Raw genomic sequence first — 14,142 nt, 5'->3', positions numbered from 1 at the left:
TCGTTCATCCCCGTGAATATACTTAATAACCAACAAGGCCAAACTGTGCCGTGTATCCACTTGGGGGGTGCCTAATAATGCCGGAACCACGCCAGCCATATTCATTCGTCGTATCCCGCGAAGATTGGTCGCTGCATCGCAAAGGGTACCAGGACCAGCAACGTCATCAGCAGAAGGTCAAAGATGTCATTAAGCAAAATCTACCCGATCTGATAACGGAAGAAAATATTATTATGTCGGACGGTCAACAGATTATCAAAGTGCCGATTCGCAGTCTGGATGAATATCGCTTCATTTATAACTATCAAAAGCAAAAGCATGTAGGTCAAGGGGATGGAGATAGTCAGGTAGGGGATGTCATCGGACGGGATCCTGCCTCCCAGAAGCCTGGTAAAGGTGAGAAAGCCGGCGACCAGCCGGGACACGATATTATGGAAACGGAAGTCAGCATAGAAGAACTGGAAGATATGCTGTTCGAGGAAATGGAATTACCTAATTTACAGCAAAAAGATAAGGATCAAATTGAGGTTGAATCTATCGTGTTCAATGATATACGTAAAAAAGGCATGCAAGCGAACATTGACAAGAAACGAACCATTCTCGAAAATCTGCGCCGCAACGCCCGTGAGGGGAAACCGGGTATTCATCATATTAGTCCGGACGATCTTCGCTACAAAACATGGGAAGAGAAGACTATTCCCCAATCCAACGCGGTGATTATAGCCATGATGGACACATCAGGCTCAATGGGCTCTTTTGAAAAATATTGCGCTCGCAGCTTCTTTTTCTGGATGACCCGCTTTTTGCGCCGTCAGTATGAAAAGGTGGAAATTGTCTTTCTCGCGCATCATACCGAGGCTAAAGAAGTTACGGAGGAAGAATTTTTTACCCGCGGAGAAAGTGGCGGCACGATCTGCTCTTCGGCTTATCTGAAAGCACTAGAGATTATCGACAAACGATATCCTCCTTCCAGCTACAATATATATCCCTTCCATTTCTCGGATGGCGATAACCTGACCTCGGACAATGAGCGGTGTGTGAAGCTAATCGAGGAACTTATAAAGCGAAGCAATATGTTCGGCTATGGAGAAGTGAATCAATATAATCGCAGCAGCACGCTGATGTCAGCCTACAAGAATATTAAAAAGGATCAGTTTATGTACTATGTCATCAAGGAAAAAGGTGAGGTATACCAAGCCTTACGTACCTTTTTTCGCAAACGGGAAGGGGGAACGGTAGGATGAGCACCGACCAGAAGGAGCTAGAATATGCGATATCAGAAATTATGGAGATTGCCGATGGATTCGGGCTCGACTACTACCCGATGCGGTATGAGATTTGTCCGGCGGATATTGTATATACGTTCGGAGCCTATGGTATGCCCACGCGCTTCAGCCACTGGAGTTTTGGAAAAACGTTTCACAAGATGAAAATGCAGTACGATTTTGGATTGAGCAAAATCTATGAACTGGTCATTAACTCCAATCCCTGCTATGCCTTCCTGCTGGAAGGAAATTCTTTGGTGCAGAATAAACTGATTGTCGCCCATGTACTGGCACACTGTGATTTTTTTAAACACAACGCTCGCTTTTCAGCTTCTAATCGCAATATGGTGGAGAGTATGTCGGCCACAGCAGATCGAATCAACAGCTATGAAATGGAATACGGTTCAAAGGCTGTGGAATCCTTCATTGACTCTGTACTGGCGATACAAGAGCATGTGGATCCACAGATCATCAAACCAAGGCATCTGGATAAGCAGCGCTACATGGAGCTCAAAATTCGGGAGCAGAAAGAACCTGGAAAACGCCAGCGTCCCCCGGGGCCTTACGATGATCTGTGGTCACTGGACACAGTGAAGCAGTATGATCCCGCCGAGACTGAGGGCATCAAGGTACGCAAGTTCCCACCGGAACCTGAAAAAGATATCGTCTGGTTTATTCAGGAATTCTCGGAGGTGCTGGAGGACTGGCAGCGGGATATTATGACGATGCTACGGGACGAAATGCTGTATTTCTGGCCCCAAATGGAGACCAAAATCATGAATGAAGGCTGGGCCTCCTATTGGCACCAGCGAATTGTAAGGGAACTGGATTTGACCGGGGAGGAAACCGTTGAATTTGCGTTGTTGAACGCTTCTGTCGTACAGCCTTCCAAGCAAAGCCTAAACCCGTACTATTTGGGGCTGAAAATATTTGAGGATATTGAAAAACGATGGGATAACCCAACCCGTGAGGAACAAGAGCGACAAAGACGCAAACCAGGCGAGGGTCGAGCTAAAATGTTCGAGGTACGAGAATTCGACTCGGACACCTCTTTTATACGCAATTACATGACCAAGAAACTGACAGAGGATTTGGATCTGTACGTGTTTGAGAAACGGGGACCCGATTGGAAAATTACTGACAAATCCTGGGAAAACATACGGGATCAGCTTGTGTTTTCACGTGTGAATGGAGGCTCCCCTTATATCGTCGTCGAGGATGGAGATTACCTGCATACGGGCGAGTTGAAGCTCAAGCACCAGTACGAAGGCATTGAATTAGATTTAAAATATATGGAGCGCACGCTTCCGTATGTATATCAGCTGTGGGGGCGCACCGTTCATTTGGAAACGATGATTGAGGGTAAGCTCGCCTTATTCTCATATGACGGTAAGAAGCATCATCGCAAGTTTGTATAGATATATAAAATCAATAGCCATCCTAATTTAAAAAGGCGCATTCCGAACAAACGGATATGCGCCTTTTACTACTTTTCCTTAAATTCGACGATATAGCTTTGATTGAGCTGTTTTCCACCTTCCGAAATGTTCTGGTACATGGATAAAAACCGGGCGGATGGGCTCCATACCGTTGGGCTGTCATAGGATTGGATATCGGTCGTAACCGGAGTGGTTTTACCCGTGGACTGGTCAAACACATACAGCCCTCTCATGCCTTGCTGATCCTCATCATAAATGGAGAAAGCAAGCTTGGACCCGTCGCTGGACCAGCTTCCACGACTCATTAAAGTACCTTGACCGACGATTCCTTTCTCTTTGCCCTGTTCATCCAAAATGATCATACGGGCTGGTTCGGATGTATTCCATTTCCGCTTTTCAATGGCAATAGACTTACCGTCAGGCGACACGGCAAAGGACATGGCACCCTCTGCAATGGTCACAGCCTGAGGATGATTGAGGGTGAACCGATTCAGCACCGGATACCCTTGTTTATCACTGCCTGTATAAAATATGGCGTTACCCACTTTTTCGACATGAGACATCAATTCAGAGCGATTCGGATCTTGAAAACTCAATTCTTTAGCTTTGCCGTCCAGACCAATCAGCTGGATTTTACCATCCGGTGTGCCTGTAATGAGATCATTCTCATCGCTCCAGCTCACTTCGTTAGTCATATCCAGCTTGCCAATCGGTGTAATCTTACCACTGCTTAGTTCCAAAATGTAGCCCTGAATATCATATTTGCTGCTGGTGCTACCTTCAGTAAAAAAGACATGGCGCTGATCCGGTGATACCACAGCAAGTAACTGTGGAGCCTTACGACCTGGTGTTAAAATCCGCTCCTTGTCTGTCTCTACATTATGAATCCACAGCTGGGTTTTACGCTCGACAATCAGCTCTTCGTCGCTCAGCCAAGATCTCGCGTAGACATCCCCCAGTCTGTCGATAGACGACACCACCAGCTCGTCCGTTACCTGCTGCCGGGCTACATCCGTGTCAATCACAGTAAGCTGCTGACCCGGCTTCATACCGGATGCTGGATTTGTCTCTCCTGCGTTCTTCATGCCGCAACCGCTGAGCAATCCCCCCACGATCAAGCCGGTCATGAGCACCCGCGTGGCTTTCTGTCTGAGAAACCTTGTGCGGGAACCTTCGCGATGAGAGGAGCCGTTCTTTTGCCCAAAGCTGTCTATGTTTCTCTTTATCATGTACAACGGCCTCCTTGTTAACGATACCCCCAGTTTAATAGCCGAACATCTCATGAATACATCGAATTGTTTCCAAATTGTAAACAAAACATCATTCTATCTAGCCCTGTGCTAACAATCGGCCGTTTACAGGGAGCCATCGTGAACCAAGAGGGGGAGTCTAAGCGAAAATTCATTCCCACTTACATTCGTATGGCCGTTGCCATTTTCCAACCCACTATGATCTGAAGCTGTAAGCTGCAACTCTCCCCCCATACGCTCCGCCAGTCTGCGTGCCAGAGGAAGACCGAGTCCCGTACCGCTGTCCTGACGAGAACGATCACGGCTTAAGGTAGCGAACGGCTCAAAAATCATGTCCCATTGCTCCCTGGGAATGCATGGACCGGAATTACGTATATACACCATCACAGTGTCCTGTTCTACCCGATTCGATAACGTAATCCATCCACCATCCCGATTGTACTTCACTGCATTATCTAGCAAATTCAATACAATATGCATCAGATGCTTAGGGTCTCCCCACACCTGGGCAGGAACGGTATCTATTGAAAAATTCAGTCCACGCGCCGCCGCTTTCCCTCGAATACGGCTCCCTGCATCTTCCAGTAACGAATGCAGTTCCACAGCCTCCGTATGCAATTCAAAATCATATTTATCCAGCACAGATAGCCGCAACGAGTCCTCGACAAGCTCGTACAACCGTTTTGTTTCCTTACTGATGCTTTCTCTCGCTTCACGCACCAGTTCAGGATCATCCCCATACATATCCAGTAAATCAGCATAAGCTTGAATAGAGGTTAATGGGGTCTTTAGTTCATGGCTGATATTTCCAATAAAAGATTTTTGCTGCTGCTCTAGCTCTCTCAAGCGCTGAACCGCTTCTTCCAGCCGGAGCTTTTCGTTTTCCAGCGCGGTAATGCTCTTCCGGATCACATGACTCATCTGGAGCATTCCTTCATCCAGTCTTCCCAGTTCATCCTGCCGCCGCAGCAGTCTGGCTTCTGGATAATGCCCTGCCGATATCTGTTCGGAAGCCCGAGTCAGTCGTCCGATGTCCCTCGTCTGGCGGCTAACATAGCCTAAACCCAAAATAAAGCTCAATACCAGCACCGCACCCCCCGTCCATAGAAACAAGTGGGCAATGGCCCGGTAGAACTGCTGCTGTGCTTCTGTTGAGCTGTGAAGCTGTACCACTCCCAGTAAGCCGTCTGGACCTTGAAGCGGAGCCAAATAAGTGATTGCGCTTCCTTCCGTAATATACGCAATTTTGCCTTGGATCGCATAGGAGAGCGCCTGGCTGACATCTGTTCTAAAAGCCAGCGGTAGAGAATTGCCAACCTCATGCCCCTGACCATCATATAAAATAACACGCATATTACTGGATACGCCCAGTTCCACTGCGAGTTGAGGTGCCTGCTTCTTCATAAAGTCTTCCGGTGATTGGCGCACTCCCAACAGGTAAGACTGTTTTACACGCATTTCTACAATTTCGGCCTGACGCTTTAAGCTGCGTTCCATTTGATCTGTCTGGTTAGCGCGAATACCAGTAAGCACGAGCCAGCTCAGCACACCCACAGTAAACACCAGCAAAGCCGCCAGTACCAGCGGAAATTTCCAACGCAGGCTCAAGCCTGTAGGTTTGCGTTTGCGCTTCTGTTGGTCGGTGGACCGCAAGCTTCCTTGCTGATGGAGTGAATGATGTTCGTTCACGTCATTTTCTCTGCCTTATAGCCGATACCATACACAGTCTGCAATATCGCTTGATGTGGCTCAAGCTTCTTGCGCAAGCGCTGGATATGAATATCCACCGTCCGCGTTCCGCCCACATAATCGAAGCTCCATACCTGCTCTAGCAGCTCGTCCCGTGTATACACTCTCCCGGCATGGGACACCAACAGCGCCAGCACATCAAACTCCTTGGGGGTCAGCTCCAGCGCTATGGCTCCAAGTTCAGCTGTTCGGCTGGACGGACGTACCCGTAATGGGCCGAGGACTACTTCTGTTCCTTCCGGGGCAGGCGCTCCTTCTCGCTCCAGCCTCCGTACCAATGCTTTAATACGAGCGAGCAGCTCCCTCAGGTCAAACGGTTTGCTCATAAAATCGTCCGCACCCAGCTCCAGCCCGAGTACCTTATCAACGATATCGTTTTTGGCCGTCAGCAGTAAAATACCGATGCCCTTCCGACTTTCCAAACGGCGGCACACCTCATATCCACCCAGTTTGGGCATCATCACATCCAGTATGAGCACATCTGGATGGAACAAACGTACTTTTTCCAAGGCGTCCTCCCCGTCAACGGCGGTTTCCACCAAAAAACCCTCTCGCTTTAATGCATAAGCCAGCGCATTCCGAATGCTCGCCTCATCGTCCGCTATCAGTACTTTTTTATCCATGTCCTGCCCTCCCTGCATAAAAAAACGTTCCAGCTACCTATGTTCCCGCAAATAATAATGAATCAGACATGTATGGCATATAAACTGCTCACGTGGATCGTTAAGATCAAAATCCGTCATATCACGTATTCGTTCCAATCTGTATTTTACTGAGTTACGATGTATAAAAAGATAATTGGCTGTATCTACCAGACTGCCTCTGTTTTCCAAATAATAAAATAACGTTTTGAGTAAGTCACTGCCATGTGAGCGATCATATTGCTGAAGTCTCCCCAGCTTGCGTTCAAACACATTTGAAAATTCCTCTTTGTCCATCGCTTCTCCAAGCATATAGTGCAACTCTATATCGCTGTATTTGCATACACGTTGATCAGGATACAGCCGCTGGGCTACAGTAATGGCACGACGTGCTTCATTGTAGCTTTGCAGCAGCTCCCATAACTTTTTGGCACTTCCGATGCCTAAATAATAATCGGCGGTACCCCAGGCCTTTTCAGTCGACCAGTTTTTCAGCGTATCACTCCAGGACATTTCCTGATCAGAGCCAGGTACGTTCTGGTGATCATTCGGCTGAAGAGTTGGCAGAAATAATATCGCACGATTTGAACGAAACTCAATATGAGACACCACACGCCGTCGGGTCGATTCCGTACTCAATAACCCAGAAAGAATCTCTTCTGGCGGAGCCGCAGCACTTTCCAGTACAGCCACCTCCCAGTCATATTCCGGGTTAAATCCCAATTGACGACCTCTCCGCTCAACCTCATGCCGCAACGGCAACGGAGGTGTCATTAGCTCATCTATAAAGTTCCCCCGTAGTCGGCTTTCCGTATCTTCTACCGCCTTTTCACGCATGAGTTCCAACGCCATCACCAGCCGTGCCTGCTCAATACCAACCTGCTCCATATCATCCAGCTCATTGCGGGCAATGACCAACTTGGCAACTGTACGTTTATCTACGCTAATGGGAAAATGACGAGCACCTTGTACCATCGTCCAGTCCCATTCTTGTGGTGAAGTGACAATGGCTTGACCTCCATTATCAATCAAAGCAACCGGAGCTTTAAAAAGCTCTGCTATATTATCGCTTACAGCCTGTATGCCACTGTTCTCCAGCACCATCGTCGTTAACGTTCGATAGATTTCTTCCGAACGTCGCAGCAGCTCTGCCTGTCGGTTCAACACCATATCCATGACACGCTGCGTAATATCCGTATAGGGAATATCGGCTGGAATCTCAATCACAGGAAGACCGCAGGCATTGCTTTCTTCCAGCGCACTGTGGGGAATTCCCGTGAGAAAGCGGGTAGGCTTGATCACAAGCGCCGCCGCTCCGCCCTGATGCAGTAATTGAATAATTTGGCACAATACCTCAGGCTCATGACGGATTGAATAAGCCGTTGTCATCAACAATACACCTTCCCGGACCCAGCCTTTCAGGTCAGGGACTTCCATAATGTCAATAAACCGGACAACCCGGCTTAGCCCCTGTTCTCCGCTTAATACCTTCGCCTCCTTCAACACGGGTATTGCCATGAGCTCTTGAACTGTTACACCCGGTATTTTCATAAAGACCAGACCACCCTGCTATTTATTTTGCAAAATCCTTACTTCATCTAATTTTCAGGATAGTGTACCAAAAAAGTGTACAAAACAAAACCTTTTACCGCTTGGTCAAGTCTATCCACACCAGCCCATTCCTATCTTTAGGAGCTCAATGGAACCTAAATAAACCGCCCTTTTCTGGAAAAGGCGGTTTATTTTAATATTCAACTATTTATAATGAGGTTTAAGAACTATCCTGCTTGTTCTCCACACGAAGCAACTGCTAGCGTACCGACACGGCTGCACCCAACGCCACAATCGGATCAATAGCCCGAATACCCAGTGTACGCTCCAGCTCTGGCGCAAAGTTCATCGTTACAAAACCTGTGCAGGCAAGTACGATTACCTCAGCTCCCTTCTCCTGAAGCCGCAACGCTGCTGCCATAGCCGCCTCTTTACCTTGTGGAGTGTTCAAGTCCAGTGTCGTCTGCACACCTATGGGACGCTCTGTACCGATATAGGAATTGCCCAAAATGTGGCGAATCAGCGGCGGAGCCTCCTCCAAAATGGTCAACACGCCTACACGGCTGGCCGATGTCAGAGCCAAGAGTGCCGCACAAGACCCCGCCCCGTATACAGGTACAGATACAGCTTGACGAGTTTCCTCTAGCGCCGGATCAGCCGCGCAGCTAATACCGATAGACGTACAGCCTTGTTCAACGAGTTGTTGCGCCGCAAGCACAATTTTAGGCACCGCTTCCCGGTCTGTGATATCATCGTAGATTCCTTTCGGCTGATCAGGGATACATACACTGGTGACAGGCAGCCCGTAGCGCTGCTCAATGACCCGGCCGTGAAGGTCGATAGCTGCTTTGTCCTGCATGGTAAGCACTCTGATCATTCCAAGCATGATAACTTCCTCCCTTTTATCTCTCTAGCAACTGACCAGCCTTCATCATCAGACGATCATCCAGATATACATCCGGTTTTTGTACGACTCCGTCAATATGTACACCCGCAGCGACAGTTCCCCCGAAGGTATTATTGCTGCCAAAAGCGACATGAATCGTGCCATATACTTTCTCGTCCTCTAATACAACACCTGTAATGCGGGCTTTATCATTCGTTCCAATACCAAATTCGGCCAGCATTCTACCATCGCCTTCACCGAGCATATCCAGCAGGGACTGTCCGGCTTCCCCTTCTGCGGCGATCAATCTGCCATTTTGCACCGTCAGCAGCAGCGGCTCTTTTAAGGCACCGATTCCCGCTATAGAACCGTCCACCACAATCTGACCCTGTGCCGTTCCTTCCAGTGGAGCAATATACGCTTCACCGGAAGGCAGATTGCCCGATTCGCCAGGATTCAAATACATACCTGTGCTGGGAACGCCGTTGCGCCCTTCTATGGTAAAGTTCAAACTATATCCATCCTTTTCAATCCGTACCTGCTTGGCAGCAGTCAGCAATGCGGTTACCTCTTCGGTCAGCGCCTTGACCTTCGGATAATCAGCAGCGATTGCTCCATTCATGAACATATCGTCTGTCATGCCAGGCATGGTCGCCAGGCGTGCTCCAGCAGCTGCGGCCTGCTTACGGGCACTTGTATGTGTCAGCGAATACCGGGTGACACATACAACAACGTTGGAGCGAAGCATGGCTTCGGCAACAGGGACTGGAGGCTCCTCGCCCGATTTGGAGCGAACCTTCATCGTCAAAATAGCTGCTTCTGCCCCCAGTGCCTTGCCAGCCTCATATATGGACTCGCCCAATTCTTTTTTATCATCGTCGGTTACGACCAGAAGCGTCTCCCCAGCGCTAAGTCCCAAACATTTTTGCAATACATTTTTACTGATTTCAATACGTTGTTGACTCATAGTTCTTACCTCCAATTTTTAGCTCCTTACACCATTTCCGATACCAGTTTGCCAATCAAGGCATTGGACAATACAACGGGAATCCCTGAGTAATGCGCCGCCAGCTCTCGATGCGTTTCCGTATAGCCCATGCAATCCAGCACGATCAGATCGGCTTGATTCTTGAATTGTCCGGCTGCTCGGCAAAATTCTTCCTCACTGCCACTGTAAGGCGAGACCGCCGCAAACTCTGGATTCAATCCATAAGGACTGAATTTAAGCTTGAGGTTATTCTTCTGTTCTTCGAGCGGTCCAATGAGACCCAGTCTTCTTCCGCTGGACATGGCCTTTAGTACAGGAGGAAGCACTTGATCTGGCTCAATTAGAAAAGCGCTTTGGGTATGTAATCCAGGAAACACACCGGTACAGAGTAGCAAAATCGTACGTATGCCTTGCTCCTCCAAATGTGTGATTTTTTCCTGGAGCAGCGGCTGGATTTTTTCGCGTGAAATGACCACCGACTCCCCGGTCGTCAAGCGCGAGGTTAAAACATATTCTCCCGGTGACGGTGATAGATGCTGTTGTATATAGTCCAATGAGAGCCCATCCAGCGCACCGGCCTGTACCAGCTCTGCCCGTCCTTCCAACGCCCTTTCTACGATAGGGGCCACATCTGACCGAGGAGCTTGCCCAATCGTAATCATCCCAAGCTTATGCATTTTGAACCCCTGCTTTCGCTTCATTTTATTTTACGCTCCTGGCGACAAAGGGCAAGCCCGCGGTCTGCCCTTATTTCGGTTCTGGTGAATAGTTTTAACTTATGTTACTGCAACTTTCCTAACATAAACAATGTTCGTTCTGACCAAAACAAAGGCTTATTTGTTGTGCATAAAGGATAAAAAAACAAAATCATAGCGCTATCATTACATTTTATCCCTTTTTAGTGTCAAGAAATATAACGCAGTATAAATATCTCTTCCCTCACTGCCCTGCGCTTTGAAGTGTCTTACGTGTCCGTATATGCTAAAATACTTCCGTATCGGCTATTCGCCTACAGGAGGGCATGATCATGAAACAATCTATTTTGATCGTAGAAGACGAAGAAAAGATTGCCCGGCTTCTAGAGATCGAACTTCAATTTGAAGGCTATCAAGTATGTAAAGAAAAAAACGGAATTGATGGGCTGGAGACGTATTGCAAAGGCAATTGGGACCTAGTGTTGTTGGATATTATGATTCCCGGTCTCAATGGCATCGAGCTACTTCGGAGGATTCGCAAGCATGATGCGAACGTTCCTGTCATTTTGCTGACGGCTAAAAGTTCCATTGCAGATAAGGTCGAGGGACTCGATTTGGGAGCCAATGATTATGTTACCAAACCGTTTGTGATCGAAGAGCTGCTTGCACGTGTACGGGCCGCACTCAGAGTGGGTGCAACGAAAGACATGGCTCCACAAGTGGTAGATAAATGGCTTAGTGCCGGGGATTTACGTCTCCATGAAGGTACTCGTGAAGTTCTTCGGGGAGAGCACAACATTGAGCTTACACCGCGAGAGTTTGACTTGCTCGTTCATTTACTCAGACACCAGCGGCAGGTACTTAGCCGTGAACAATTACTGGAGAATGTATGGGGCATAGATTATATGGGCGATACCAATGTGGTCGATGTGTATATTCGCTACGTGCGCAATAAAATCGACCCTACGCGCCAGCTCCCTGAGCTGATCCATACTGTACGCGGAATTGGTTATGTTCTGAAGGAATCCTTATGAAGCTACAAAACAAAATCCATACGTATACCTCGTTATTATTCGGGATTTTACTTGTGGCCATTAACTTCTCAGTCTATTTCCTATTCAGCCAACTTTCGATAGACAGTCGAAAAGACCAGGTAGAGGCCGCAGCAGAAAACATGATTCGTGGGATTCAACGTGCTCCGGTATCCGTAGCCGCTGAGGATCTTCTCCGAGCCTATGTACCGCTGGATGGCATGCTTCGGCTAATGAAACCAGAAGGCGACTTTCTTCCCCCGATCACCTCTTCTTCCGAGCAATCTCTTAGCTTGATGAAGGGCGTTTTTGATGAAACACGGCAGGTTCGCATCATTACCTATGAAAGCAACCGTTACATTCTTGTATCGCTCCCCATGATTTGGACCAATGGCGAGGTTGTCAATCTCCAGGTGACCGAAAGTCTGCAACCGACGATGCAGACGCTACAGGTACTCAGAATCGTACTTGTTGCTGTCACTGGAATTGCGCTCATTCCTGTCGTGGTATCGGGAAGACTGCTCGGCAGACTGATTACACGTCCAATTACATCTATGATTAGCACGATGAAAGAAATTCAGCGCAGCGGGAAATTTAAACGTCTTCCGCTCCATTCATCATCACGCGACGAACTGGTCGAAATGGGTGAAACATTTAATGACATGATTGAACTGCTAGAGCGAAATTTCGTCAGGCAAGAACAATTTGTATCTAATGCGTCCCATGAATTGAAGACGCCGCTCACCATTATTGAAAGTTATGCCAGCCTGCTCAAACGACGGGGGTTGCAGCATCCCAAGATTTTTGCCGAATCCGTTGAAGCGATCCATTCCGAGGCGATCCGAATGAAGGACATGGCAGAGCAGCTTCTTCTGTTAGCCAGAAACGAAGAACAGTGGAATGTCGTGCTGGAGCCTGTACGCCTGACCAGAATAGCGACAGAATTAAAGGCTACATTTGAAAATGCGTTCGCCCGACAAATTCAACTGGATGTACAGGCAGACTGCATTGGCTATACCGATGAAAATAAGCTGAAGCAGCTCCTATTTATCTTTTTGGATAATGCACGCAAATACAGTGACGAGCCGATACACCTGATGATTGATACGATAGGCGATACAGTTCAACCCCGCATAAGAATCACAGATCAAGGAATTGGAATCCCGGAAGAAAAGTTATCTAAAGTATTCGACCGCTTCTATCGTGTGGATGAAGCCAGAAGCCGCGAGGAAGGTGGGACTGGACTAGGCTTATCATTGGCTACAGGAATTGCACAAGCTATACATGCTCAAATTGGGCTAGAAAGTGTAGAGGGGAGCGGAACAACGGCAACGATCATCCTCCCTACCGTTCCAAAATAATAAGCAAAAGGAGGGAATAACGATGAAAGCCATCTATGTGTGGATGATTGGGGGTACGCTGGCGGCTGTATTGATTACAATTTGTCTTTTACAGTGGCCTTGGGCACGGTCGTTAGCAGCTTCTCCATTGGAAGAAAAGGCCGTCATCCAATCCGTTTTGCATCAGTATCCCGGCGAGGTGCTCGAATCCCAACGCTTGGGTGATTTTTATCTGATCAGGCTGGAACGCGCCAAAGGGAAGTACGATATAAAAGCCAATGCCTATGACGGTGTCATCGACTCCATTAAGCGGACACAGGCTTATACAGATGCGAAGCAGGAGCCCCAATATCACAAGCCGGGTACCTCACCAACCAGAGACACATCGAATCCAGCTAATAAACCTGACCCGGTTTCTCTCGTTATTACAGAGAAAGAAGCAGCCAAGCTTGCTGCCAAAGCAGTTAACGGAACAGCCGATGATATTGAGCTTCATCGCAACGACAAAGGCCTCTACTATCTGGTTGAGGTTGAGGTAAAAGATGGGCGTGAAGCAGTAGTACAGGTCAATGCAGTATCGGGCTCTATCGACTCTATAACGTGGGAAAAAGAAAAACAGGAGCACAACGAATCATGACGACTTGATGATCATCTCAGCTCATGTTTTCTCATGGTTTTCTCATGATTCTATTATGTTCCTCTCATGTTTAAGAGATAAGCTGTATTCATGCTTATAGCACAAGGAGGAACAATGTAATGAAAAAAAACTATACATTAGGAATTATGGCAGCTACGGTTCTGCTTGGAGTTACGGTTACGGGTGTCTCAGCGAATGCCGTATGGGCCGCTAAACCTACGGGCCTTATTGGAGCGACCGCCGCTGCCAACATTGCCAAGAAGGCTGTGGGGAATAATGCACAAGTTGAAGATATCGAACTGGAGCGCAAGAACGGAAAAGTCTACTATGAGGTGGATCTCCAGCAAGGGGATAAAGATTGGGATATAGATATTGATGCTCATACCGGGAAAACCATCCGTTCCCATTCTGAGCTTGATCATGACTCTATTAACGAGTCCTCCCTTAACAAGCCAAATCACATCACCCTGACTGAAAAGCAGGCTGGACAAATCGCGCTTAAGCACGTGCCCGGGAGTACCCTTTTGTCTTCTAAATTGGATAAGGAAGATGGACAATTCATCTACGAGGTAAAGGTACTCACCAACGAAGGAACCGTTGAGCTTGATATCCATGCATCATCTGGCGCAATCGTGGATACAGACGATGATGATGACAACGAATATTAATT

13 protein-coding genes are annotated in these 14,142 nt (G+C 47.8%); 6 read left to right on the top strand and 7 right to left on the bottom strand.

The window, feature by feature from the left end; all coding sequences use genetic code 11:
• Positions 1-77 precede the first annotated feature (77 nt).
• Positions 78-1,244: a sporulation protein YhbH gene (yhbH, locus tag MHI21_RS07865; RefSeq protein WP_025723949.1), complete on the top strand. Its 1,167-nt coding sequence runs from the start codon at positions 78-80 to the stop codon at positions 1,242-1,244.
• Positions 1,241-2,683 (top strand): SpoVR family protein, encoded by a 1,443-nt coding sequence (locus tag MHI21_RS07860; protein ID WP_342419759.1) that lies wholly within the window; start codon positions 1,241-1,243, stop codon positions 2,681-2,683. The genes yhbH and MHI21_RS07860 overlap by 4 nt, the downstream gene beginning before the upstream one ends.
• 68 nt (positions 2,684-2,751) lie before the next feature.
• On the opposite strand, the gene MHI21_RS07855 is transcribed toward MHI21_RS07860, so the two are convergent.
• The 7 genes from MHI21_RS07855 to MHI21_RS07825 form a co-directional block, all read right to left on the bottom strand.
• Positions 2,752-3,933: a WD40 repeat domain-containing protein gene (locus MHI21_RS07855; protein ID WP_342419758.1), complete on the bottom strand. Its 1,182-nt coding sequence runs from the start codon at positions 3,931-3,933 to the stop codon at positions 2,752-2,754.
• Between the two features lie 126 nt (positions 3,934-4,059).
• The gene (locus MHI21_RS07850; RefSeq protein ID WP_342419757.1) at positions 4,060-5,643 is read right to left on the bottom strand and encodes a HAMP domain-containing sensor histidine kinase; all 1,584 of its coding nucleotides are present in this window, start codon (positions 5,641-5,643) and stop codon (positions 4,060-4,062) included.
• Positions 5,640-6,326, bottom strand: coding sequence for a response regulator transcription factor (locus MHI21_RS07845; RefSeq protein ID WP_342419756.1), 687 nt, complete (start codon positions 6,324-6,326; stop codon positions 5,640-5,642). Before MHI21_RS07845 ends, MHI21_RS07850 begins: the two co-directional genes overlap by 4 nt.
• A gap of 33 nt (positions 6,327-6,359) precedes the next feature.
• A complete protein-coding gene (locus MHI21_RS07840) occupies positions 6,360-7,895 on the bottom strand; it encodes a PucR family transcriptional regulator ligand-binding domain-containing protein (RefSeq protein WP_342419755.1) in 1,536 nt (511 codons plus the stop codon).
• Positions 7,896-8,154: 259 nt separating this feature from the next.
• Positions 8,155-8,781 carry an aspartate/glutamate racemase family protein gene (locus MHI21_RS07835; RefSeq protein WP_322162719.1) on the bottom strand — a complete coding sequence of 209 codons (627 nt, stop codon included), beginning with the start codon at positions 8,779-8,781 and terminating at the stop codon, positions 8,155-8,157.
• A gap of 16 nt (positions 8,782-8,797) precedes the next feature.
• Positions 8,798-9,748 (bottom strand): aminopeptidase, encoded by a 951-nt coding sequence (locus tag MHI21_RS07830; protein ID WP_342419754.1) that lies wholly within the window; start codon positions 9,746-9,748, stop codon positions 8,798-8,800.
• 26 nt (positions 9,749-9,774) lie between these two features.
• On the bottom strand, positions 9,775-10,470 hold the full coding sequence (locus tag MHI21_RS07825; protein ID WP_165176111.1) for an AroM family protein: 696 nt from the start codon (positions 10,468-10,470) through the stop codon (positions 9,775-9,777).
• 326 nt (positions 10,471-10,796) lie between these two features.
• Here MHI21_RS07825 and MHI21_RS07820 point away from each other — a divergent pair, with 326 nt between their 5' ends.
• From MHI21_RS07820 to MHI21_RS07805, 4 genes are all read left to right on the top strand, one after another.
• A complete protein-coding gene (locus MHI21_RS07820; protein ID WP_076294949.1) occupies positions 10,797-11,498 on the top strand; it encodes a response regulator transcription factor in 702 nt (233 codons plus the stop codon).
• Complete coding sequence (locus tag MHI21_RS07815) at positions 11,495-12,856, top strand: HAMP domain-containing sensor histidine kinase (protein WP_341161909.1); 1,362 nt, start codon at positions 11,495-11,497, stop codon at positions 12,854-12,856. Before MHI21_RS07820 ends, MHI21_RS07815 begins: the two co-directional genes overlap by 4 nt.
• A gap of 22 nt (positions 12,857-12,878) precedes the next feature.
• Positions 12,879-13,472 (top strand): PepSY domain-containing protein, encoded by a 594-nt coding sequence (locus tag MHI21_RS07810; protein ID WP_342419753.1) that lies wholly within the window; start codon positions 12,879-12,881, stop codon positions 13,470-13,472.
• Between the two features lie 119 nt (positions 13,473-13,591).
• Positions 13,592-14,140: a PepSY domain-containing protein gene (locus MHI21_RS07805; protein WP_342419752.1), complete on the top strand. Its 549-nt coding sequence runs from the start codon at positions 13,592-13,594 to the stop codon at positions 14,138-14,140.
• Positions 14,141-14,142: the final 2 nt, after the last annotated feature.

The sequence above is a fragment of the Paenibacillus sp. FSL H8-0168 genome (assembly GCF_038592955.1).
Lineage (GTDB): Bacteria > Bacillota > Bacilli > Paenibacillales > Paenibacillaceae > Paenibacillus > Paenibacillus polymyxa_B.
This window is presented reverse-complemented; position numbering and strand designations above follow the sequence as displayed.